This window comes from Bradyrhizobium sp. USDA 3650 (assembly GCF_054057395.1).
The window spans coordinates 491209-515220 of sequence record NZ_JBSRZG010000001.1 but is presented as its reverse complement, the minus strand read 5'-3'; the positions used below and the strand labels follow the sequence as shown (position 1 = coordinate 515220).

17 protein-coding genes and 1 pseudogene are annotated in these 24012 nt (G+C 63.1%); 16 read left to right on the top strand and 2 right to left on the bottom strand.

Annotation, left to right across the window (positions count from 1 at the left end; all coding sequences use genetic code 11):
• The first annotated feature begins 3 nt into the window (after positions 1-3).
• The 9 genes and pseudogenes from ACVIN2_RS02485 to mdoH all read left to right on the top strand — a co-directional run bounded on the left by ACVIN2_RS02485 (position 4) and on the right by mdoH (position 13219).
• Positions 4-810, top strand: coding sequence for an enoyl-CoA hydratase/isomerase family protein (locus ACVIN2_RS02485; RefSeq protein ID WP_456764371.1), 807 nt, complete (start codon positions 4-6; stop codon positions 808-810).
• Positions 811-924: 114 nt separating this feature from the next.
• A complete protein-coding gene (locus ACVIN2_RS02480) occupies positions 925-2397 on the top strand; it encodes a DASS family sodium-coupled anion symporter (RefSeq protein WP_456764370.1) in 1473 nt (490 codons plus the stop codon).
• A gap of 232 nt (positions 2398-2629) precedes the next feature.
• Positions 2630-3796, top strand: a complete 1167-nt coding sequence (locus ACVIN2_RS02475; protein ID WP_456764369.1) for a methionine ABC transporter ATP-binding protein — start codon at positions 2630-2632, stop codon at positions 3794-3796.
• A complete protein-coding gene (locus tag ACVIN2_RS02470) occupies positions 3786-4451 on the top strand; it encodes a methionine ABC transporter permease (protein ID WP_106943594.1) in 666 nt (221 codons plus the stop codon). Before ACVIN2_RS02475 ends, ACVIN2_RS02470 begins: the two co-directional genes overlap by 11 nt.
• Positions 4452-4969: 518 nt before the next feature.
• The gene (locus ACVIN2_RS02465) at positions 4970-6958 is read left to right on the top strand and encodes a TonB-dependent siderophore receptor (protein WP_456764368.1); all 1989 of its coding nucleotides are present in this window, start codon (positions 4970-4972) and stop codon (positions 6956-6958) included.
• A gap of 176 nt (positions 6959-7134) precedes the next feature.
• Positions 7135-8427, top strand: coding sequence for a siderophore utilization protein FsrB (gene fsrB / locus ACVIN2_RS02460; protein WP_456764367.1), 1293 nt, complete (start codon positions 7135-7137; stop codon positions 8425-8427).
• A gap of 84 nt (positions 8428-8511) precedes the next feature.
• The gene (locus ACVIN2_RS02455) at positions 8512-9339 is read left to right on the top strand and encodes a hypothetical protein (RefSeq protein WP_456764366.1); all 828 of its coding nucleotides are present in this window, start codon (positions 8512-8514) and stop codon (positions 9337-9339) included.
• A gap of 238 nt (positions 9340-9577) precedes the next feature.
• A complete protein-coding gene (locus ACVIN2_RS02450) occupies positions 9578-11086 on the top strand; it encodes a glucan biosynthesis protein G (protein ID WP_456769630.1) in 1509 nt (502 codons plus the stop codon).
• Positions 11074-13219, top strand: a pseudogene (gene mdoH, locus ACVIN2_RS02445) (glucans biosynthesis glucosyltransferase MdoH). The gene ACVIN2_RS02450 and the pseudogene mdoH overlap by 13 nt, the downstream one beginning before the upstream one ends.
• Positions 13220-13310: 91 nt before the next feature.
• Here mdoH and ACVIN2_RS02440 read toward each other — a convergent pair.
• Positions 13311-14507: a M24 family metallopeptidase gene (locus ACVIN2_RS02440; protein WP_456764365.1), complete on the bottom strand. Its 1197-nt coding sequence runs from the start codon at positions 14505-14507 to the stop codon at positions 13311-13313.
• Positions 14508-14964: 457 nt separating this feature from the next.
• On the opposite strand from ACVIN2_RS02440, the gene ACVIN2_RS02435 reads away from it, so the two are divergent.
• The 5 genes from ACVIN2_RS02435 (at position 14965) to ACVIN2_RS02415 (ending at position 22221) form a co-directional block, all read left to right on the top strand.
• Positions 14965-15984, top strand: a complete 1020-nt coding sequence (locus tag ACVIN2_RS02435) for a TRAP transporter substrate-binding protein (RefSeq protein ID WP_456764364.1) — start codon at positions 14965-14967, stop codon at positions 15982-15984.
• A gap of 15 nt (positions 15985-15999) precedes the next feature.
• On the top strand, positions 16000-17889 hold the full coding sequence (locus ACVIN2_RS02430) for a TRAP transporter large permease (protein ID WP_456764363.1): 1890 nt from the start codon (positions 16000-16002) through the stop codon (positions 17887-17889).
• Positions 17890-17912: 23 nt separating this feature from the next.
• The gene (locus tag ACVIN2_RS02425) at positions 17913-19562 is read left to right on the top strand and encodes an acyl-CoA synthetase (RefSeq protein WP_456764362.1); all 1650 of its coding nucleotides are present in this window, start codon (positions 17913-17915) and stop codon (positions 19560-19562) included.
• A 166-nt stretch (positions 19563-19728) separates the two neighbouring features.
• Positions 19729-20421: a TetR family transcriptional regulator C-terminal domain-containing protein gene (locus tag ACVIN2_RS02420; RefSeq protein WP_456764361.1), complete on the top strand. Its 693-nt coding sequence runs from the start codon at positions 19729-19731 to the stop codon at positions 20419-20421.
• A 318-nt stretch (positions 20422-20739) separates the two neighbouring features.
• The gene (locus tag ACVIN2_RS02415) at positions 20740-22221 is read left to right on the top strand and encodes an NCS1 family nucleobase:cation symporter-1 (RefSeq protein WP_456764360.1); all 1482 of its coding nucleotides are present in this window, start codon (positions 20740-20742) and stop codon (positions 22219-22221) included.
• Positions 22222-22342: 121 nt separating this feature from the next.
• On the opposite strand, the gene ACVIN2_RS02410 is transcribed toward ACVIN2_RS02415, so the two are convergent.
• Positions 22343-22861, bottom strand: a complete 519-nt coding sequence (locus tag ACVIN2_RS02410) for a hypothetical protein (protein ID WP_456764359.1) — start codon at positions 22859-22861, stop codon at positions 22343-22345.
• Positions 22862-23047: 186 nt separating this feature from the next.
• Here ACVIN2_RS02410 and ACVIN2_RS02405 point away from each other — a divergent pair, with 186 nt between their 5' ends.
• Together ACVIN2_RS02405 and ACVIN2_RS02400 are read left to right on the top strand one after the other, a co-directional pair.
• Complete coding sequence (locus ACVIN2_RS02405; RefSeq protein WP_456764358.1) at positions 23048-23287, top strand: hypothetical protein; 240 nt, start codon at positions 23048-23050, stop codon at positions 23285-23287.
• A gap of 7 nt (positions 23288-23294) precedes the next feature.
• Positions 23295-23954: a helix-turn-helix domain-containing protein gene (locus tag ACVIN2_RS02400; RefSeq protein ID WP_456764357.1), complete on the top strand. Its 660-nt coding sequence runs from the start codon at positions 23295-23297 to the stop codon at positions 23952-23954.
• The last annotated feature ends 58 nt before the right edge of the window (positions 23955-24012 follow it).

The following is a 24012-nucleotide window of genomic DNA, read 5'->3' as shown; positions in this document are numbered from 1 at the left end:
GCGTTGCGTGACTATGTGAAGATCGAGAAGGGCCTCGGACCGGAGGGGCGGATTGCGGTGGTGCGGTTCGACCGCGGCGATGGCATCAACGCGCTGTCGCCCGAGGCGCTGCGCCAGCTCACCGCGGCCGCGCGCAGTTTTGAGGATGATTCCGCAACCTCTGTCGTGGTGCTCACAGGCAGCGCGGCTGCGTTCAGCGCCGGCTTCGACCTCAAGGATGCTGAAGGCCGCGCGCGCAAGGACATGGACCTCGGCACGCTGCGGCGGCATCTCAAGCTCGGACCGCGCCTGACTCACGCCTGGCAGGAGATGGAGCAGATCACGATCGCCGCCATCGAGGGCTTTTGCGTCGGCGGCGGCGTGGCGCTCGCCGTCGCGCTCGACTTCCGCGTCATGGGACGCGATGCCCATCTACGGGTACCCGAGATCGGGCTCGGCATGAACATGAGCTGGCAGAGCATTCCGCGCATGTTGCATCTGATCGGTCCGGCTCGCACCAAGCAGGCGGTGATCCTGGCCGATCAGCGCATCAGCGCGGATGAAGCCTATGAGTGGGGCCTGGTCGAGCAGGTGGTCGATCCCGGCCATGCGTTCGATGCCGCGATGGAGCTTGCGCGCAAGGTGGCAGCGCAGCCGCCGCTCTCCGTTGCCATGACGAAACTCACGGTCAACCGGCTGGCGCATGCGCTGGATAATCTCGCCAGCCACATGGACGTCGACCAGTTCGCCCTGGCAAGCCTCAGCGAGGACCACAAGGAGGGCGTCGAGGCGTTCCTGACGCGACGCAAACCGAAGTTCAGAGGGCGGTAGAAGCAGGCTCGGGCCATTGATTGCGCCGCGGACTATCCGTATACGCGGCGCTGGGACAAAATAGGCCCGATCAACGGGCCGGCAGACGACAATGACGATCGAGGGGGAGGGCCCATGACCGCTAGCTCGCAGGCGCCTGAGGCGAAAGGGTTTCGCTGGAAGCTGATCGCGCCGCTCGCGGTGTGGCTGGTGATCTATCTGTGGCCGGTGCCGGCGGGGCTCAACGTCAATCAGTGGCATTATTTTGCCGTCTTCGCGGCCGTCATCACCGGGCTCATCCTGGAATCGATGCCGGTCGGCGCGGTCGGCCTGATCGGGCTGACGGTTGCGGGCGTCGGCGGTTATATCGATCCCGATCCGACCAAGTCGCTGCGCTGGATGCTGGCGGGCTTTGCCGAGAGCACGGTCTGGCTGATCGTCGGCGCCTTCGTGTTCTCGATCGGGTACCGCAAGAGCCAGCTGGGCCGGCGTATTGCGCTCGTGCTGGTGCAAAAGCTCGGCACTAACACGCTCGGTCTCGGCTATGCGGTGGCGATGTCGGACTTCTTGCTGGCGCCGGCGACGCCCTCCAACACCGCGCGCAGCGGCGGCATCGTCTATCCCATCATCAGCAACATCCCGCGCATCTACGGCTCCGAGCCGGGACCGACCGCCGGCAAGATCGGCACCTACGTGATGTGGACCGCGTTCGCGTCGACCGCCGTCACCAGCTCATTGTTTTTCACCGCGCTCGCGCCCAACGCAGCGGCGCTCGCCATCGCCAAGAAGACCGTCGGAATCGACGTCAGCTGGGCGCAGTGGTTTATGGGCTTTGCGCCGCTCGGCCTCCTCCTGATGGTGCTGGTCCCGCTGCTCAGCTACGCGGTCTGCCGTCCCGAGGTGAAGAGCAGCCCGGAAATTTCCGAATGGGCATCGAAGGAGCTCGCGGAGATGGGCCCGATGTCGCGCAACGAATGGATCATGCTGGCGCTGATCCTGCTCGCGATGTTCCTGTGGATCGCGGGCTCGAGCCCGGACATCCGCGTGCCGCTTCTGGGCTCGAATTTCGTCAACGCCACCACCGTCGTATTCATCGTGATTTCGCTGATGCTGGTGACGGGCGTGATCGAGTTTGCCGACATCGTCGCCGAGAAGGGCGCTTGGGAGGTGTTCTTCTATTTCACCTCGCTGCTGACGCTGGCCTCGGGCCTCAACGAGATCGGCTTCATCAAATGGTTCGCGACCGAATATGCAAAGCCGCTCGCCGGGCTGTCGCCGTCGACCGCGATGCTCCTGCTGGTCGCACTGTTCTTCTGGATCCACTATTTCTTCTCGAGCATCACCTCGCATGCCGCCGCCGTGCTGCCCGTGGTGCTCGCGGTCGGATCCGGCATCCCCGACCTGCCGGTCACGACACTCGCCATGCTCTGCATGTATTCGCTCGGCCTGATGGGCGTGATCTCGCCTTACGCGACCGGGCCGGCGCCGATGTATTTCGGCAGCGGCTATATCGGCAAGGGTCAGTTCTGGGGTTTTGGGCTGATCTTCGGGTTGCTCTATTTCGCAGGGCTCCTGCTGATCGTATGGCCCTGGTTGCGGGTCACCTGAGCCGGGGCGAGGGCCAAGACGGCGGCAGATGAATTTTCTTCAGTGGGGAGAAATTTGGAAAACTTCGTCCAACTCCCCACAAATATCTGACATTGCCAGAGCGACCCGAAACGGCAATGGTGCCTGCCGCGGTGCAGCGCGCGCTGCAGCCGATTCCTCATCGCGATTTCACTCTCCGTCGCTTGATGCGACCGGTTCCCGGATGCCCCAGAGGCAAGCGGAACTATTGTGCATGAAGGCCGCCTCCATGAACGTCCACCCGTCGCTCGCGATCGGACAGCCGATCGAAACGCCTGACGCGATCTCACCTGCCGCGACTGCACCAGCCGCGACTAAGCCCGACGCGATGGTCCGCTTCGAAGGCATCTCGAAAATCTATCCGGCCTATCGCGGCAAGCCCGGCGTCAAGGCCCTGCAAAACATCGACTTCGCAATCCCGCGCGGTTCGATCACCGGCGTCATCGGCCGCTCCGGTGCCGGCAAATCGAGCCTGGTCCGGCTCATCAACGGGCTGGAGAGGCCGACCGCGGGCCGCGTCATCGTCGATAACAGAGATATCTCGGCGCTCTCGGGCCGCGACTTGCGGTTGGCGCAGCGCTCGATCGGCATGATCTTCCAGCACTTCAACCTGCTGTCCTCGCGCACCGCAGCCGCCAATATCGCGCTGCCGCTCGAGATCGCCGGCTGGACCAAAGCGGACATCAAAACCCGGGTCGCCGAGCTGCTAGCGCTCGTGGGCATCGCGGACAAGCACGACCGCTACCCGTCCGAACTCTCCGGCGGCCAGAAGCAGCGCGTCGGCATCGCGCGGGCCTTGGCGACGCGGCCGAGCGTGCTGCTGTCGGACGAGGCGACCTCGGCGCTCGATCCGCAGACCACGCGGGCGATCCTCGATCTGCTCGCGAACATCAACCGCGAACTGGGCGTGACCATCGTGCTGATCACCCACGAGATGTCCGTGGTGCGCCAGCTCGCCAAGGACGTCGTGGTGCTCGATGCCGGCCACGTCGTCGAGAGCGGCCATGTCGCGGACATCTTCACTCACCCACAGCATCCGATCACGCAATCCTTTCTGGCGGAAGTGATCGGAGACAGCCTGCCGGTGTCGCTGGCGAGCCGGATCGTTTCGCAGCCGCCTGCGGGCGGACAGGCCGTGATCCGCGTCCAGGTGCGCGGGGCAGGGGCCGGCGACACGATGGTGGCGCGGCTCGCGCGCGAGCTCGGCCTCGACGTGTCGCTGCTGTCGGCCCGCATCGACGAGATCGGCGGCCAGCATGTGGGTTCGTTGACGCTTGGTATCCCTTTCGGCATGTCTGGCGGCGAGGACGCGACGACGCGCGCGCTGGCCTGGCTTTCACAATATCAATTCCCCGCGGAGCGTCTCGGCTATGTCGCCTGAACTCATCAACCTGATCGTCCAGGCGACCGGCGAGAGCCTGTACATGGTCGGGCTCGCCGCTCTGATCGGCACCGCGTTTGGCCTGCCGCTCGGCGTCTTTCTCGCGACCAGCCGGAAAGGCGAGCTGTTCGCGGCGCCCGTCGTCAATCGTGTGCTCGGCATCGTCGTCAACGCGACGCGGTCCACGCCTTTCATCATCCTGGTCGTCGCCATCATCCCGTTCACGCGGCTGGTGGCCGGCACCTCGATCGGATCGACGGCCGCGATCGTGCCGTTGACGATCGCATCGGCACCGTTCATCGCGCGCCTGGTCGAGGCCGCGATCCGCGAGGTCGATGGTGGCCTGATCGAGACCGCATCCTCGTTCGGGGCCTCGCCGATGCAGATCGTGCTCAAGGTGCTGATCCCCGAAGCGTTGCCGGGTCTCCTGCTGGCGCTGACGCTCGCGGTGGTCAGCCTGCTCGGCTACTCCGCCATGGTCGGTGCCGTCGGAGGCGGGGGCCTGGGAGATCTCGGCATCCGCTACGGTTATCAGCGCTTCATGCCCGAGATGATGCTGGCCGTCGTCGTCGTGCTGATCGCGCTGGTGCAGCTGGTCCAGAGCGCCGGCGATTATCTGGCGCGCCGGGTCAATCGCCGGCTGCGACATCGCTGACGCCGTTCCAGACATTTCGAACAAGCAGGTTCTTGTCGATCTGGAAGCATTCCAAAGTTCGAGACACGACTGAGCGCATTCGTCGCACGCGTTGCGCACGCGTCTGGAGAAATTCTAACGCAGTTCCTATCGCACTCCGAAATCGCCTGCGTTAGGGCGAGGCATCAAAAACGATACCGGCGAAGCCGGCAGTGCGTGGGGCCTCGACAGACGTGACCGACTTCCAACTTGCTTCGCGTTCCGACACGCGTCGTCGACAGATACAGATTCTCTTCCTCGGAGCGGCCAGCACATTTGCTCTCGTCGTTCCCATCGGTGCCGTGGAGGCGCAGACGCAGATTCCTGCCGTCACCGTCGAAGCCCCGGCTCAGCGCGCCCGGCCTGCGGCGGTCGCCTCAACGCGACGCTCAGGGGCGACACGCACCGCACGCGCCAATCGTCGCTCTCCGGCGCAGCAAGTCGCGCCAACCCAGTCAGCATCATCAAACGGCGCCACAGGTGAACGCGCCAACGGTCCGGTGCGCGGTTTCGTTGCGACGCGCAGCGGCACCGCGACCAAGACGGATACGCCGCTGATCGAAACCCCGCAGTCCGTCTCCGTCGTCACGACCGACCAGGTCAGGAACCAGGGCGCGGTCTCGATCGGCGAGGCGCTGCGCTACACCGCCGGTGTCAGCGGCGACGTCAATGGCGGCTCCGACACCCGCTTCGGCGCCCTCCAGATCCGCGGCTTCGACACCACCATGTCGGGCCTCTACGTCGATGGCTTACGGATACCCTCCAGCAACTACGTGCACTTCAACGGCCTTGATCCCTACGGTGCCGAGCGCCTCGAGGTCCTCAAGGGCCCATCCTCGGCGATGTATGGCGGCAGCGGCACCGGCGGCATCCTCAACTACGTGACCAAGCTACCGACGGCGCAGCAGTTCGGCGAGGTCTCCATCTCTGGCGGCAGCTTCAATCGCTATCAGGGCCAGTTCGACATGGGTGGCCCGGCCAACAAGGACGGCACCGTGCTGTGGCGCCTGACCGGCGTGGTGCGCGACGGCGAGACCCAGGTCGACTTCACCAAGGACAACCGCGTCTTCATCGCGCCCGCCGTCACGTTCAAGCCGAACGAGGACACCACCATCACGATCCTCGCGAACTACCAGCGCGACCGGGCAGGGTGGGGTCTTCAGTTCCTGCCGGCCTCGGGCACGGTGTGGCCGAACACCGGCCGCACCATCCCGGTCTCGTTCTTCGCGGGCGTGCCGAGCTTCAACGCGTTCAACACCGAAATCGCGACCGCCGGCTACCAGCTCTCCCACAATTTCACCGACAACATCACGTTCCGGCAGAATTTGCGCTATGCCTATCAGCACAACGAGGAGAAGGTGTTTTTCGGCGGAGGCTATACCGACGAGGCCGCGGGACAGCTCGCGCGTTTCGGCAGCTACAGCAACTCGTACATCAACTCCTTCGCGGTGGACAATCAGCTCCAGGGCAAGTTCACCACGGGCTTCCTCAGCCACACCACGCTGGTCGGAATAGACTATCGCAACACCACATTCCGCGACACCGCCTTTAGCGTCACGACGTCCGCGCCTGAGATCAACGTCTTCAATCCGGTCTACAATTACGACTGGACCATGGGCGCCGTGAGCGACGACACCGGCGTCAAGCAATCGCAAGTCGGCCTCTACGCGCAGGACCAGATCAAGCTCGGCCGGCTCTCGTTCCAGCTCGGTGGCCGCCAGGATTTCGTCACGACGCAGGTGGACAGCGGCGTCTTCAACACGTCAGTCGCGAAGGATGCATCGGCCTTCACCGGCCGCGCCGCATTGATGTACAATTTCGACAACGGCATCGCGCCTTATTTCAGCTATTCGGAATCGTTCCTGCCGGTGCTCGCCACCGGCCCGGGCGGACAGCTGCTCAATCCCGAGACCGGCGTGCAGTACGAGGTGGGCGTCAAGTATCAGCCGATCGGCTGGAACGCGCTGTTCACCTTCGCCGCCTTCGACCTGACGCGCGACAACGTCGTTACCTTTGCGCCTCCGCTCAACATTGCCGAACAGACCGGGCAAGTAAAATCGCGCGGCCTTGAGCTCGAAGGCACGATGTCGCTCGCCGACGGCTGGAACCTGCGCGCGGCCTATGCCTATGTCGATGCCACGGTCACGCAGGATCCGGTCAATGTCGGCAAAGCGCCGGTCACCGTGCCGCTCAACCGCGCCTCGCTGTGGAACGACTACACGCTTCAGACCGGGCCGCTCGCGGGCCTGCAGTTCGGCGGCGGCGTCCGCTATGTCGGCGCGACCTGGGGCGATGACGCCAACACGTTCAAGGTCGGATCGTCGACCGTGCTGGACGCGCTACTCGCCTACAGCAGGGACAATTGGCGGCTATCGCTGAACGTCACCAACCTCGCCGACACCCGCTACGTCGCTGCCTGCTACAGCCTGTCGGGCTGCTTCTACGCGGAGGGACGCAAGGCCATCGGCAAGCTGACGTATCGGTGGTGAGTTGGAATGACGACGATGAGGCTCCACGAGAGGTCGTCATGGCCGGGCTTGTCCCGGCCATCCACGATCTTTCACGCGGCACTAAGAACGTGGATGCCCGGGACAAGCCCGGGCATGACGTTGCGGAAGATTCGGCACTCACACACTTTGCTCGTGTACTTGGCGAGATCTGAACGATGAGAGCGATATTCGGCAAGCTGCATCGCTGGGCGGGACTGCTGACGGCCGGATTCCTGTTCTTCTCCGGCATCACCGGGGCGATCATCTCCTGGGACCATGAGATCGATGAGGTCCTGAACAGCCATCTGTTCGACGTCAGCAGCAAAGGCCCGGCGATTCCCTCGATCGATCTCGCCAAGACGATCGAGCAGCGCGATCCCCGCGCGCGCGTGGTCTACCTGTTCATGACGCCGGAGGAGGGCCACTCGCTGTGGTTCTTCGTCATGCCCAGGATCGATCCCGCGACCGGCAAGCGCTACGCGCTCGACTACAATCAGATCTTCCTCGATCCCAACACCGGAGCGGAGCTCGGCCGGCGCTATTGGGGCGCGGTGTGGCCGGTGACGCGAGAAAACTTCGTCTCGTTCCTCTACAAGCTGCACTACACCATGCACATCCCGGAATTTTGGGGCAGCGATCGCTGGGGCATGCGCCTGCTCGGCGTGATCGCCATCATCTGGACCATCGACTGCTTCGTCGGCTTCTACCTGACGCTGCCCTCGCGGCGGCGCGCCAAAACCGCCCGCGCGCCCCAAGTCACGCGCCAGCTCGAACGCGGCTTCTGGGCGCGCTGGGCGCCGGCGTGGACCATCAAGACGTCAGGCAGCGCCTACCGGATCAATTTCGACATCCATCGCGCTTTCAGCCTGTGGACCTGGGGCGTGCTGTTCATCATCGCCTTCACGGCGTTCTCGCTGAACCTCTATTTCGAGGTGTTCTCGCCGCTGATGAAGATGGTGTCGAATTACACGCCGACGCCTTATGAGCAGCGGCCATATCGCGATCTTGACGACCCCATCGAGCCCAAGGTCAGCTTCGCCGACATCGCCGCGCGCGCGGCGGCCGACGGCAAGGGGCGAGGGTGGACCGTCCCGGTCGGCTCGGTCAATTACGGCCCGGCCCATGGTGTCTATGCCGCGGCTTTCTTCCATCCGGGCGACGATCACGGCGCCGGCGGTGTCGGCCCGGCGCAGCTCTATTACGACAGCGAGGACGGCCGTCCGATCGGCGAACGGCTGCCCTGGGTCGGCACCACCGCCGACATCTTCGTGCAGGCGCAATTCCCATTGCATTCGGGCCGCATCGTGGGGCTGTTCGGCCGCATCCTGATCTCAATCATGGGGCTGGTCGTGGCGGCACTCTCGGTCACCGGAATCGTGATCTGGTGGCGCAAGCGCCGCGCCCGTGTCCGCGTCCGCGAGACGGCGGCGATGCGCCCGAGCCGGCAGCAACTGACGCCGGCGGAGTAGGGCTCCTGGCCGCTCGCGGATGAACCTTCCCGCACGGCACCGGCACAAAGACTGGAGATCAGACCCAGCCCTGTCGGAAACCACATGAGATCGCTCGCCTTGCTCTGCCTGCTCGTTTTCGCCGCGCCCGCACATGCGGCTGGCCCGGAGCAGCATTATCTCGACCTGCGCGACCGCTACATCGCAAAGTTCTCGAAAGCCACGGAGAACGACGAGACCGATAAGCAGCACGATGCGGCGCTCAAGGAGTTGACGGGGGTGTTGCGCGGTTTGGTGGGACCGGTCGCGATCAAGGGACTGCCGGCCGACGGCATGACCAATGCGGACACGCTCTTCAAGGGCGACTCCGGTTTCGGCCATCTCGACGGCCTCGGCTTCGCGTCCGAAGGCGACAAGATGCAAGCGGTGGCGACCACGACCGGCTTGCTCAAGCACTGGCTTCGCGAGCACCGCGAGGACGGCATGCCGCAGGAGATTGGCGCCGCGTTCAAGTCGGACCGCTTCTACTATCAGGCGATCCAGGACTCCGCCTTCGCCAAATATGCCGAGCTGCCGATCACGAAGCCCGCGGGAGCGAGCGCTGCGGTCGCTGTACTGGGCGTGCGCGGCAATGGCGATTTGAAGGGACCGCCGCATGAAATCGATGTCGTCGCAATCCAGGGCGACAAGGTCTTCTTTCTCGCCGCAAGCGACGCGGTCAAGACGGCTGAGATTCCGGCCTGCGAAAAGGTCTGGAAGCAAATGATGGCCAAACCCATCGACAAGAAAGACCCCCGCGGCGACATCACCCGCGAAGACAACGCGATGACCGCGTACACGGCCTGCTTCGCCAAGGAGGCACCAAGCCAGAGCTGGTATGCGACGGCGGTCAAGAAAGCGCAGAGCCAGCTGGAGTTGCTGCCGCTGCGCTAGAACGATCATCCAATTACCTTCGAGAGCTACAGCGTTGCGCGCGGCGCCATCGCTCGAAAATGCGCAATCGGAAATTGCAGCTCGTCCCGCAGATTCAACCGAGGCCCGAGCAGCGCGAAACGCTCCAAGCCGCATCGACGAGGTCATCGGCAACACCGTTCGCGGATTCGGCGACGACCGTGGAACTCGGTCCCGCCGAGGGGGTTGCATTGCGGTTGGAACCGAACGGGTAGAACACTTGAATCGCCGACAATTCCTGGAAGCCTCGGCATTGACGCCATTGGCAACGCTACTACCTGGCGCAGTGTCTGCGGCATCGGCGGCGGAGTTGCCGTTTGGCCCCTCTTATGTCCGCGAGCTTGCCCGCAATTTGGCGAGTAAGCCCTTTGCGCCACCAGAGGAAAAGGTCCCGGACGCGCTCAAGGATCTCACCTACGATCAGTACCGATCAATTCGCTTTCTGCCGGGGCGCGCGGCTTGGCGCAGCGAGAAGCTGCCCTTCGAAGTCCAGTTTTTTCACCGCGGGTTCTTTTATAAGAACAAGGTCGACATTTACGAGGTCTCCGGCGGACGAGCCGTACCGATCAGGTACCGGCGCGAGGATTTCGCATTCGGCGACAATATCGGCCAGGTACCGGACGTCGATCTCGGATTTGCCGGCTTTCGCATCCACGCCCCGATCAATCGGGCCGACTATTACGACGAGGTTTGCGCCTTTCTCGGCGCCAGCTACTTCCGTGCGGTTGCCAAAGGCGAGACCTACGGCCTGTCCGCGCGCGGTCTGTCGATCGATACCGGCGAGAGCAAGGGAGAGGAATTTCCCGTCTTCAAGGCCTTCTGGCTCGAGAAGCCCGCGCCGGGTGCCACATCCGTCGTGGTACATGCGCTGCTTGACAGCAAGAGCGCTACGGCAAGCTATCGCTTCACGATCAGGCCAGGCGCTCCGACGGTCTTCGACGTGGAAATGTCGCTCTATCCGCGGATCGAGCTGCAACATGCCGGCCTGGCGCCCATGACGAGCATGTTCTTTTTCGGTCCGAACGACCGGCACGATGTCGACGATTTCCGCCCTGCCGTGCACGATTCCGATGGGCTTGCCGTGTTCAACGGAAAGGGCGAGCAACTCTGGCGTCCGCTCAACAACCCACGCGATCTGCAGGCCAGCACATTCAATGACCTAAATCCGCGCGGCTTCGGTCTGATGCAGCGGGAGAGAAATTTCTTTGCCTACGAGGACATCGAATCGCGCTTTGAGCGTCGCCCGAGCCTCTGGGTCGAACCGATTGGAGATTGGGGAGAGGGCAGTGTGGTCCTGTTTGAGATCCCGACCAAGGAGGAAGTTCACGACAACATCGCCGCCTTCTGGCGCCCGAAAACGCCTCTCCAGGCCAAGAGCGAAAACAACTACACCTACCGCCTGCACTGGGGTCCGGACGCGCCGAAGCCCAATTCCCTGGCCCGATTCACCCGCACAGGCGTTGGCGCGCGGGGCGACGACAGCAAATTGTTCGTGCTCGAGCTCGTCGGCGACGGACTGAAGGCGGTCGATCCCAACAAGGTGAGGGGAGCCGTCAGCGCTGACAAATCCGAGATCAAGAACGTCGTCACGCAGCCAAACCCGGAAACCGGGGGCTGGCGCCTGAGTTTTCAATGCGCCGTGAAGGACGCGCCTATCGAGTTGAGGGCGGTCTTGATGCAAGGCGATCAAGCCATCTCTGAAGTCTGGGTTTACCGATGGGCGCCCTGACGCCGTCACCCGCGCTTTCGCCTGAGCTCGGCATTCGGTATCTTCCCGATGAAACGCCTCTCCCGATGCTGCCCTGCCGATTGGAAGCGACCAATCGTGCCTATCCGGCGCGACTACGGACCACCCCTGCCATTGCAGCGCGGCGCCTGTTCATTCTCGGCGGAACGGTCGCGATCACCGCTGCGGGCGCCTTTGAGATGTACGATGTTCTCAAGGTTGGGGGTGTCACGGTCCTCGAAGGCATGGTGTTTGGGCTGTTTCTCGTGCTGCTCGCCTGGATCGCGTTTTCGTTCGTCTCTTCAGTAGCCGGTTTTTTTGTGCTCCTGCGGGGCCGCCCGGATGTGCTGTCAATTAACACCCACGGTTCGCTGCCCGCGATCAACGGCCGAACGGCAATGCTGTTGCCGACCTACAACGAGGATCAGCACCATCTCATGGCGCGACTCCGCGCCATGTACGAGTCGGTCGGCGAAACCGGACAGGCCCCGTTGTTCGATTGGTTTCTGCTCAGTGACACCACAGATCCGGACATCTGGATTGCCGAGGAGCTTGCGTTTCTAGACCTGCAGCGCAACTGCGGTTCAGGCCATCTCTATTATCGTCACCGCTCCGACAACACCGCCCGAAAGTCCGCGCAACATCTCCGAATGGGTGAGGCGGTTCGGTGGCGCCTACGACTACATGATCATTCTCGACGCGGACAGTCTGATGAGCGGAGAGACCATCGTTCGGCTGGCGGGCGCGATGGAAGCGAACCCGCAAGCCGCGCTGATTCAAACGCTTCCGATCGTGGTCAATGCGCGAACCCTGATCAGTAGGCTCCAGCAGTTCTCGGGTCGATTGTACGGTCCGCTGATCGCGGCCGGGAACGCCTGGTGGCACGCCTCAGAGGGCAACTACTGGGGACACAATGCCATCATCAGGGTGCAAGCTTTTGCGCAAGAGGCCGGCTTGCCCGAATTGCGCGGGAGGAAGCCTTTCGGCGGGCACATCCTCAGCCATGATTTTGTGGAAGCCGCACTGATGCGGCGGGCGGGGTGGGGGATTTTCATGGCCCCCGATCTCGGTGGAAGTTTCGAGGAGGTGCCACCGTCGCTACTGGATTTCGCCGCGCGTGACCGCCGCTGGTGTCAGGGCAATCTCCAGCACCTTGCCGTTCTGCCGGCGCGAGGCCTGCACTGGGTCTCCAGGCTTCACCTGCTGACCGGGATCGGCTCCTATCTCACCGCGCCCCTGTGGCTGCTGTTTCTATTGCTCGGAATCCTGATCTCCTTGCAGGCCTATTTCGTCAAGCCGGAGTACTTTCCCAAGGGCTTCTCGTTGTTTCCAACGTGGCCCGCACAGGATCCCGTGCTCGCCGCCTGGGTCTTTGCCGCGACAATGGGGCTCCTCATCGTCCCCAAATTGCTGGCCTACCTCGTTTTGCTCACCAGGCGTGCGGAACGGCAGGCATTCGGCGGCGGATTTCGCGTGCTGCTGGCGGTGGTCGCCGAGAGCCTGCTTGCCGCCTTGATCGCCCCATCCATGATGATCTTTCAATCCACCGCCGTTGCGGAGATCCTGCTGGGGCGTGATGCGGGCTGGCAAGTGCAACGGCGAAGCGATGGCAGGATCACGCGCGATGAAGTCTATCGTAAATTCACGGTGCCGACCCTATGCGGTCTGGCTATGGCGGCAAGCGCCTATGCCGTGTCGCTTCCGCTGCTGCTCTGGATGTCTCCGGTGATCATCGGCCTGGTTTGCGCCATTCCGATCGGTCTCGTCACGTCGACGGCACCGCGAATGGCGCACCTGTTTGCGACCCCCGAGGACAATCGCGCGCCGGCGCTGCTGCAGAGGGCGAGAGGACTTGCCGGCCTGGATCGGATCCAGGCACGCGCGGCTCTGATCGAACTTAGACAGAACCCCGCGTTGCTGGGACCGCACATGCAGTCACTCGAAACGCCGGCTCGCAAATCGGGCCAGATCGACATAGATCTCGCGATCGGCCGGGCCAAGATCGAGCAGAGCGACGATTTCGAGGAAGTCGTCAGCAGCCTCAGCGCACGCGAGACCCTTGCCGTGCTGAAGCACCGACACGCCCTCGAGCAAGTCATGCGAATGCCGCGAGCTACCGCTTCCGCGGAAGTCTAGAGCAGAGCGTCGTAGGTCAGGGCGTTGACGACCCGGGTGGGCTCGGACGGAGGGCGAAATGTCTCCTGTAAGCGCGGTGGGTGGTGCCAGCCTACAGCGAACTGCCACCCAGATTCCAACCCCGGCCACCTTCGCCAAATATTTCATAACCCGTCGCCGTCACCGCGACCGTGTCCTCGAGCTTGATGAACCCGCGCTTCGGATGCTTCATCGTGGTCTCGATCGACACCACCATCCCTGTTTCGAGCGGCAGGCGGGCGTCGGTGTCGTCATAGGGGATTGGGCCTTTGGCGGTCAGGCGAGGGGCCTCGTGGCTGACGAGGCCCATACCGTGGGCCAAAAACTCCGTGCAGTCGTGCTGGCTGATCTTCGCGAGCTGCCGCTCGGCCGCGACGTAGATGTCACCGCCCATGGCGCCGGGCCGCACCGCAGCGAAGGCGGCGCGCTGGACCGCTTCGATCTCGGCCAGACAGTCCTTCAACTCGGCGTCGGGGTTGCCGAGCACGGCCATGCGCGCGAGGTCGCCGATATAGCCGTGATAATTGCCCCCGGAATCCAGCGACAGCACGTCCCCTTGCTCCCAGCGCTGCGCCGACGGCGCCCGGTTGTGGCTGTTGCCGCAGGCGAGCAGGCAGTATTCGAAGGTCAGCCCTCGATTGGCTTCGGCGATGCGCAAGGCGTCCGACAATTGCTGCTTGGTCGTGCCCGGGCCGTGTCCGGCGATCACCGCCAGCATCGAGGCGATCACCAGTTCGGACGCCGTCTTGAGTTTTGCCAGCTCCTCCGCCGACTTGACCGCACGCAGCCGCTCCAGCACCAGCAGCGCGTCCTTGAGCTCGGCGCCGGGCAGGGCGTCACTGAGCGCCCGGCCCGCATCCATCGGCAGGAACGCCATCTCGACCCCGACCCGCTTCAGGGGCACGCCGGCGTCGCGGATCAGGCTGACGGCCCGCGTGATCGCATCGACCGAGCCGTTGGACTCGGTCCGGACCTGCGCAATCCATGGCGGCGCGACGGCGCGCTGATGGGTCTCCAGCCGGTGCCCGACATAGACCGCGTGCTCCGGTGCGCCCTTGGGATAGACCAGGACCGGCAGATAACGGCTGACGCCCAGCGCATCCATGTAGTCGAAGAAGATCGCGCGCTCGGCACCGAGCATGTACTGCACATTGTGCTTGGAGGTCGCGACCAGGACGTCGAGGCCGGCGGCCTCCATCAGACGGTCGAGCTTGGCCGCATCGAATGGAATGGCGCGCGAGCGATCTGCGCGGGCGACGTTCTCCTGCATGACGAACCTCCAATGCTGCCGTGGGCATCAACCGCTGCGTCGGTTTGCCCGGGGCTTGTTTGGCGCCCAGTGTGAGCCGAAAGAGGGGTTCTGGGTAGCCACGGAGTTATCTGGCCTGATCTGCACGGCCATATCCACGATTCGCATAAGGTATATTATGGAATATCTTTATATACAATCAGATCAAATATTTAGCCAGAATTCCTCTCATGGGACCTTCGTTCCTCGCCCTTTTCCAGGCCGGCCGTCGCACGTCGTCCCGACTTTCGACGGCTACTGTGCATGGGGTTGTTTTTCGGTTTTTGAATCCAGCCCATGCCTCCGAAAGCCGATATTGCCGTGACGATGTCCGGCTGCAATAAGCGAGGCTTCGCGAGATCGCAGATGACCTTCTGACCGTCCGTCCGTATAGGTTTGCATCTCAGAACAACAACAAACTTTCCGAGGAAGCAGACCCATGAGCTTTTCCCGCCGCACGCTTCTCAAGGCCTCAGCCGCCACCGCGGTCCTGGGCGGCCTCAGTGCGCCCCATGTGGCCCGCGCCCAGAGCGCCGAGTTCACCTACAAATACGCCAACAACCTGCCGGACACCCATCCGCTGAACGTGCGCGCCAAGGAGATGGCGGCGGCGATCAAGGCCGAGACCAACGGCAAGTTCGACCTCCAGATCTTCCCGAACAACCAGCTCGGGTCCGACACCGACATGCTGAGCCAGATCCGGTCCGGCGGCGTCGAGTTCTTCACGCTGTCGGGACTGATCCTGTCGACCCTGGTACCGGCGGCGTCCATTAACGGCATCGGCTTCGCGTTCCCGGACTACGGCACGGTCTGGAAGGCCATGGACGGCGATCTCGGCGCCTTTGTCCGCGGCGAGATCAAGAAGGCCGGGCTCGAGGTCATGGACAAGATCTGGGACAACGGCTTCCGCCAGACCACGTCGTCGAGCAAGCCGATCACCGGTCCGGATGACCTCAAGGGCTTCAAGATCCGCGTGCCGGTGTCGCCGTTGTGGACCTCGATGTTCAAGGCGTTCGATGCGGCGCCCGCCTCGATCAATTTCGCCGAGGTCTATTCCGCGCTGCAGACCAGGATCGTCGAGGGCCAGGAGAACCCGCTGGCGATCATCTCGACCGCCAAGCTCTACGAAGTCCAGAAATACTGCTCGCTGACCAACCACATGTGGGACGGCTTCTGGTTCCTGGCCAATCGCAAGGCGTGGAGCGCGCTGCCGGAGGATATTCGCACGGTCGTCGCCAAGAACATCAATGCTGCAGCGCTCAAAGAACGTGAGGACACCGCCAAGCTCAATGCCAATCTGCAGCAGGAGCTCGCGGGCAAGGGTCTGACCTTCAACCAGCCCGCGGTCGCGCCATTCCGCGACAAGCTGCGGTCCGCCGGCTTCTATGCCGAGTGGAAAGGCAAATATGGCGACCAGGCCTGGGACCTGTTGGAAAAGGCCGTCGGCAAGCTGTCGTAACGCGTTGGAGCCGTCATGGCTCATATCGAGGTCGAAGTGAACGGAGTGGCGGGCGAGGCGACTGTTCAGTCCCCTCGCCGACCTTCGTTGCTGGCCTCGACGGAGCGCGCACTCGGCCTCCTCGTCGAAATCCCGGCGGCGATTTTGGTCGTCGCCGAGATCGCGATCCTGTTTGCCGGCGTGGTCGCGCGCTACGGCCTGCACCGGCCGCTGATCTGGTCGGACGAGCTCGCCTCGATCCTGTTCCTGTGGCTCGCCATGCTGGGCGCGGCGGTTGCATTCCGTCGCTCCGAGCACATGCGCATGACCGCGATCGTCGCCAGCACCAAGCCGGCCACGCGGGCCTGGCTCGATCTCGTCGCGACCTGCGCGGCGCTGGCCTTCCTGGCGCTGATCGTCTGGCCGTCCTGGGACTACGCCTACGAGGAAAGCTTCATCACCACGCCGGCGTTGCAGATCTCCAATATGTGGCGCGCCGCGGCGCTGCCGGCCGGCATCTGCCTGATGGCGGTGTTCGCACTGTTGCGGCTGCTGCGCGCAGCCGATTACCGCATGGTGCTGCTGGCCGTTGTGTCCGTTGCCGTCGTCGTCGGCTTGTTCTGGCTGGCGCAGCCTTATCTGCGGCCGCTCGGCAATCTCAACCTCGTCATCTTCTTCGTCGGCGTCGCCGGCTTCTGCGTCTTTGCCGGTGTTCCCATCGCGTTCGGCTTCGGGCTCGCGATCTTCGGCTATCTGGCACTGACCACGCGCACGCCGGTCATGGTGCTGGTCGGGCGGATGGACGAGGGCATGAGCCACCTCATCTTGCTCTCGGTGCCGCTGTTCGTATTTTTGGGGCTCCTGATCGAAATGACCGGCATGGCACGAGCCATGGTGGCGTTCCTGGCGAGCCTGCTCGGCCATGTCCGCGGCGGGCTGCATTACGTCCTGGTCGGCGCGATGTATTTGGTCTCCGGCATCTCCGGCGCCAAGGCGGCCGACATGGCGGCGGTCGCGCCCGTGCTGTTCCCGGAGATGAAGCAGCGCGGCGCCAAGCCCGGCGATCTCGTCGCGCTTCTTGCCGCCACCGGCGCGCAGACCGAAACCATTCCGCCAAGCCTCGTGCTGATCACGATCGGATCGGTCACGGGCGTCTCGATCGCCGCTTTGTTCACCGGCGGCCTGCTGCCCGGGGTCGTGCTCGCGATCACGCTGTGCATGCTGGTGTGGTGGCGCTACCGCCACGAGGACATGAGCCATGTCCGCCGCGCCACAGGCGGCGAGATCGGCAAGACCTTCGTCATCGCCCTGCCCGCGCTCGCGCTGCCCTTCGTGATCCGCTACGCCGTGGTCGAAGGCATCGCGACCGCCACCGAAGTCTCCACCATCGGCATCGTCTATGGCGCCCTGGTCGGCCTCCTCGTCTACCGCCGCTTCGACTGGCGGCGGCTGTTTCCGATGCTGGTCGAGACCGCGGCGCTGTCGGGCGCAATCCTGCTGATCATCGGCACGGCCACCGGCATGGCCTGGGGCCTGACGCAATCAGGGTTCTCGCGCTCGCTGGCGTCCGCCATGACCGGACTGCCGGGCGGCGCGGCGACCTTCATCGCCGTCTCGATCCTGGCCTTCACCATCCTCGGCAGCGTGCTGGAGGGCATCCCGGCGATCGTGCTGTTCGGGCCGCTGTTGTTTCCGATTGCGCGTGCGGTCGGCGTGCACGAGGTGCACTATGCCATGGTGATCATTCTCGCCATGGGTATCGGGCTATTCGCCCCGCCCTTCGGGGTCGGCTATTATGCCGCCTGCGCCATCGGACGCGTCGATCCGGCCGAAGGCATCAGGCCGATCTGGGGTTATCTGCTGGCGCTGCTGGTAGGATTGATCGTCGTCGCCGTGTTTCCGTGGATCTCCATCGGATTCCTGTAAGCCGGCGCGTGAGGGAGGTGTCGATGAGCGAGCGGCAGAACCAGTACAATATCGGTCTCGACAAGACGCCTGCCAACTACGTGCCGCTGAGCCCGTTGAGCTTCCTTGCGCGCAGCGCCGCAGTCTATCCCGATCACGCTAGCACGGTCTACGAGGGGCGCAGCTTCACCTGGCGCGAGACCCATGAGCGCTGCAAGCGCTTTGCTTCGTATCTTGCCGGCAAGGGCATCGGCGTCGGCGACACCGTCGCGGCGATGCTGCCGAACATTCCGGCGATGAACGAGGTGCATTTCGCCGTACCCATGACGGGTGCCGTGCTCAACGCGCTGAACATCCGGCTTGATGCGCCTTCGATCGCATTTCAGCTCGACCATGGCGGCGCAAGGATCATTCTGGTCGACCCGGAGTTTTCCGGCGTGATCACCGATGCGCTCGCGCAGATGAGTGGTCCAAAACCGTTCGTGATCGACGTCGACGACGCCGCATTCAAGGGCGGCAGGCGCATCGGCGAGATCGAGTACGAGGCCGCGCTCGCGCAAGGCGATCCCGATTTCACCACCATCCCGCCGAAGGACGAATGGGACGCGATCGCGCTGAGCTACACCTCGGGCACGACGGGAAATCCCAAGGGCGTCGTCACCCATCATCGCGGCGCCTATCTGAATGCCGTCAGCAACATCCTCGCGGGCCAGCTCGGCCAGCATCCGGTCTATCTCTGGACGCTGCCGATGTTCCACTGCAACGGCTGGTGCTTCCCTTGGACCATTGCGGCGGCCGCCGGCATCAATGTCTGCCTGCGCAAGGTCGAGCCGACCAAGATCTTCGAGCTGATCAAGCAGCACGGCGTCACCCACATGTGCGGCGCGCCGATCGTCTACAACACGCTGATCAACGCACCCGATGCGCCGAAGGGCGGTACCGCGCGCCGGGTCGTCGGGCTGATCGCCGGTGCCGCGCCGCCGGTCGCGGTGCTCGAGGGCGCCGAGAGCATCGGGATCAAGCTGACGCACGTCTACGGCCTGACCGAGGTCTACGGCCCCGCCTCCGTCTGCGCCGAGCAGCCCGGCTGGGATGATCTGCCCGCAGCCGAGCGCGCCAGCCTGAAGCGGCGGCAGGGCGTGCCCTACCCGCTCGAGGAAGGCGTCACCGTCATCGATCCCCAGACCATGAGGCAGGTGCCGCGCGACGGCGAGACCATCGGCGAGGTCATGTTCCGCGGCAACATCGTGATGAAGGGCTACCTCAAGAACGACAAGGCGACGAAGGAAGCCTTCGAAGGCGGCTGGTTTCACACCGGAGACCTCGGCGTGCTCGACGCGCACGGCTACGTCATCATCAAGGATCGCTCCAAGGACATCATCATCTCCGGCGGCGAGAACATTTCCTCTGTCGAGGTCGAGGACATCCTTTACAAGCACCCCGCCGTGCTGTTCGCCGCCGTGGTCGCAAAGCCCGATCCGAAATGGGGCGAAGTGCCCTGCGCCTTCGTCGAGCTGAAGGACGGCGCGAGCGCGAGCGAAGCCGACATCATCGCGTTCTGCCGCTCGCATATGAGCGGCTTCAAGACGCCGAAGGCCGTGGTGTTCGGGCCGATCCCGAAAACGTCGACGGGAAAGATCCAGAAATTCCTGCTGCGCAACGAAGCGGGATCGGCGAAGGCGATCTCGGCTTGAGCCGATTCCATGGGTCTGCCAGCGCATTGAGAGGCCCCTGCCGTCCTAATTGCTTGATAAAGCTGGACGGGCAAGGCAACGTCCAGCCGGAATCGCCGACATCAATCCGGCGACCCATCCCGCTCAGCCTTCGCTGGTGAAGGCAAAGCTCCCCATTTGAGGCTCTATGGCAGCCACGCCCGCCGACAAGTTGAAGAACTTTCGCATCCGCCGCGCGCCAAAAGGCGGTCGCAAGGCAGCGCCGGGCCCGGACATCGAAGGAAAAATCCTCGATGCGGCAGAGTTCGTCTTTGGGCATTTCGGCTTTCGCGGAGCGACGACGGCACTGATCGCTAAAAAAGCATCGATCGCGAAACCCCACATTTACTATTATTTCGAAGACAAGGAGGATCTGTATCGCGCGGTGCTGGAACGTGCGATGAACATGTGGGCCCGAGACATGGACAGTCTCGACATGACGTCCAACGCCGAGACCATCCTCGTGCGCTACATCAGCAGGAAGATCGATTTCTCGCGAGATCACCCGCATCTGTCGCGCATCTATGCCAACGAAATCATCAGCGGCGCTCAATTCATCGGCAGCTTCATCGAAAAAGTCTCGACCCCGTTGCTGCTCGACAAGGTCAAGACGCTCGACCAATGGACCGCGAACGGGGCGATTCGGCCAATCAGCGCTGTCGATCTTTTCTTCTGCATCTGGGCGATGACCCAGGCCTATGCCGATTATTCCAGCCAGATGGTCATCATGAAGGGCAAGAGACAGCTCGAAGAGGCCGACTACACCGCGGCCAAGGCGACGATCGTCCAGCTCGTTCTCGGCGGACTTGGTCTTTCGGGCTCTGCCGAAGCTGGCGCCTAGCCCCTTGTTCGGCCGCTCGTTTTTAGCCAGCGGCCCTGTTTCCCCCCTCTCCGCCATTACGCTCACGCGCGGGACATCCTAACCAGAACCGCACTGGATTTCCGGTTGCAGCGAGGCGTTTTGCGATGGTAGCCGGCGCCAGATCGAAAATTCGCGTTTGTAAAACTATTTTATCGATCGTAAAATGATTTTATCGATCGTTATAAAATGGCATGTCGCTTGCTTCGACCCGACCTACCGCAAAGTGCGAGCACCACCGCAGGGACGACGGCTTCCAACGCGCCGTTGCCCTGCGCCAGCAAATCCGAGGTAGAGGACATGTCATCCAACAGCGGCGGCGTTCCCACGCTGATCATCACCGGCGCCCATCCAAAGCTTTACAATCACGACCTTGCTCCAACCGCGCCTGAGGGCCGAACCTGGGGTGTCTTCAGCCTGTTTGCGATGTGGATGTCGGACGTCCATTCGGTGGGCGGCTACACGTTCGCGGCGAGCCTGTTCTTTCTCGGCCTGACCGGCTGGCAGGTGCTGATCTCCATGCTGGTGGGTATCACGGCGGTCTACTTCCTGATGAACCTGATCGGACGGCCCTCGCTACGCTACGGCATTCCGTTCCCGGTCGTGGCCCGCATCTCGTTCGGGGTGATGGGCGCCAATCTCGCCGCCATGGTGCGGGGCGTCGTCGGTATTGTCTGGTACGGCGTGCAGACCTACTTCGCCTCGAAGGCGGTGCAAGTCCTGATCGTCACTCTGATGCCGTCGGCCGCCGATCTCACGCACAACAGCATCGCCGGCCTGTCGACGCTCGCATGGTTCAGCTTCCTTTTCATGTGGCTGTTCCAGCTTCTCATCTTCCTGAGCGGGATGGAGCGCATCCGCCGCTTCATCGATTTCTGCGGACCCGTGGTCTACGTCGTCATGTTCGCGTTGGCGATCTGGATGTTATGGCAGGCCGGTTTCTCGAGCCTGGCTCTTCAACTCATCCCGCCGGCCGCCACGACCGCGGCAACGATTGGCGTGATGGCGAATGCCGCGATGCTGATCGTGGCCTACTTCTCGGCGCTCCTGCTCAATTTCGGCGACTTCGCCCGGTTCGGCAAGGATGAGCAAGCCATGAAAACGGGCAATCTGCTCGGGCTTCCCGTCAACTTCCTGGTCTTCTCGATCATCACAGTGATCGTGACGGCCGGTACGCTGAAGGTGTTCGGGGAGGCGATCATGGATCCAGTGCTGATCGTGGAGAAGATCGGCAATCCGTTCGTCGTCGTTATCGGATCGATCACGTTCATCGTCGCGACGATGGGCATCAACATCGTCGCGAACTTCGTTTCGCCGGCTTACGACATCTCCAACCTGAATCCTCAGCGCATCAATTTCAGGCTGGGAGGCCTTATCACGTCGATCCTGTCGGTCCTCGTCTGCCCCTGGCTGTTCGTGGCCAGCCCATCGGCTATCACGCTGTTCGTCAGCATCTTCGGCTCTGCGCTCGGGCCCATGTTCGGCATCATGATCGCCGACTACTATCTCGTGAAGAAGCAGATCGTCGTGCTGGAGGACCTCTATACGATGTCGCCAGCCGGTGAATTCCATTACGACGGCGGCTGGAACTACAAGGCACTGATTGCACTTGCGGTATCCGGCACTCTGTCGATCGGGCTCTCGCTGGCAGGCGCCTATGGACTGATCTTCAACGTCGGCGACTGGGGATGGCTGATCGGGGCCATCGCCGGCGGATTGATCTACCGAGCCCTCTCGAAGGAGCAGAGGCCGGTTTCCGTCATTGTCGGGGCGGGCGAATGACGTTCAAAGTTGCGGGTCCACCGCCATGTCGGCGGCGCCCCCGCAATACTCTTGGCATGCGCGTTCGGTCGAACGCGCATGCTATCCAGATACGACGTTGCGATGATCGGTGGCGATATCGTTACCTGCGGCGAGCCCCTTCGCTGGTCTGGACTGGATGCAGGTCTGCAACCGCTTCCTCCAGGATGGTAGCAACCTCCAACAGCGAGATCACCAAGCGCGGCGTCCGCCTCAGCCTGTCGTCGATCGCGGCGGCGAACAGGTCGTTCCGCTTCCGGCTACTGAGCAACCGCCATCGTCCAAAGGCGATCTTGTGGACGTTCCCGGAAACATATCCGACCGAGGCCCATAATTGCTCGGATTCCAGCAGGAGCTCGCCGGCCATCCGATCCATCACGGTGACGATCGCGAGCAGATCATCGGTCACGGTCGCCAGACCCACCGCGCGGCTGCCCGGATTATCGGCATGTGAACTCCACTCGCTTGCGGTCTTCGATAATGGCCTGGCCTGCAATCCGGCGAGCTTGTCCACCAGCGCAGCGAACCGCGAACGGGCCGCGCGGACGATATCTTCCAGGAAAGACAGATTGGTCTGCGCCGACCCCGACATGGCGTGCGGTTTGATCGTCTTAAAGTACATCAATGCTCCCGGAGGCAACCAACGTGAATTTGAACCGTCGCCTAGATCTAAGGTCATCCGATCCGAGGTGCTTGAACGTCCTGAGCCACGATTGATCGAAACCGGCCTGGAAGGAAATCAGGCAAGGGCATCAAAACCGAACGCAGAGTGGTTTGGTCGTGTTCGGCCGCGCATTGGAGACACATCATGACCGATGATGGCCTCTACGGCGACCGGCTTGCGAAGCTATTTCCAATGATCAGCGAGCCGAGCTCGAGCCTCGTCAAGTCGCTACAAAAGGGAACGTTCGCCGCGGTGCGGATGGCATATTCCGGACCGGTCGGCGATCCGACGCTGCCGTCGCCTCCGGACGAGGCTTTTCGCACTTTGCCTTCGGCTGCAGTATCAGAGAGCCGAGTCGTGGCTGGATGGTCGATCCGCACCTAAGGGCGCCTTGAAGGACGAGACGAGCATCTACGATCTGCGATGTGAAACGGTCGTTCACTTCCGCGATCCCTTTGACTTTCTCTACCTGTATCTGCCGCACGGCACGCTCAATGAATTGGCGAACCAGCTTGATCTTGGTCGCGTCGAATATGACGTTGGCGCGGGCGCGAATTTCCTGGATCCAGTCATGGCTCATCTGGGTGCTTGCCTTCTGCCGGCCCTCGAAAGACCGCATGAGGCCAACGAGCTTTTCGTGGGCCACGTCGCGATGGCGCTCAACACGCATTTTCTCAAGACGTATGCCGTCGGCCAACCTCGCAATCGCTCTCACCGCAGCGGATTGGCGCCATGGCAACTTCGGACGGCGAAGGCACTCCTTCGCGCAAATCTCGATGGCGAGATCGCGTTGGCCCGAATTGCCGCTGAGTGTGGCGTGTCAGCCGCCCACTTCGCCCGAGCTTTCAGAGTCAGCACAGGAACGCCGCCGCATCGATGGTTGATCAATCAGCGGATCGAGCAAAGCAAGAGCCTGCTGGCAAGCTCGCCGCTGTCGCTCACGGAAATCGCCGTCAAATGCGGCTTCGCGGATCAAAGCCATTTTACCAGAGTGTTCTCGGCAGCAACGGGTGCCACGCCAGGACGCTGGCGACTGATCCGCAAAGCTTAGTCCCCAATGACCACGTCCTGGAACGGAGCGGCCGTGTCGCCAGCGCGAGGTTTCGGCT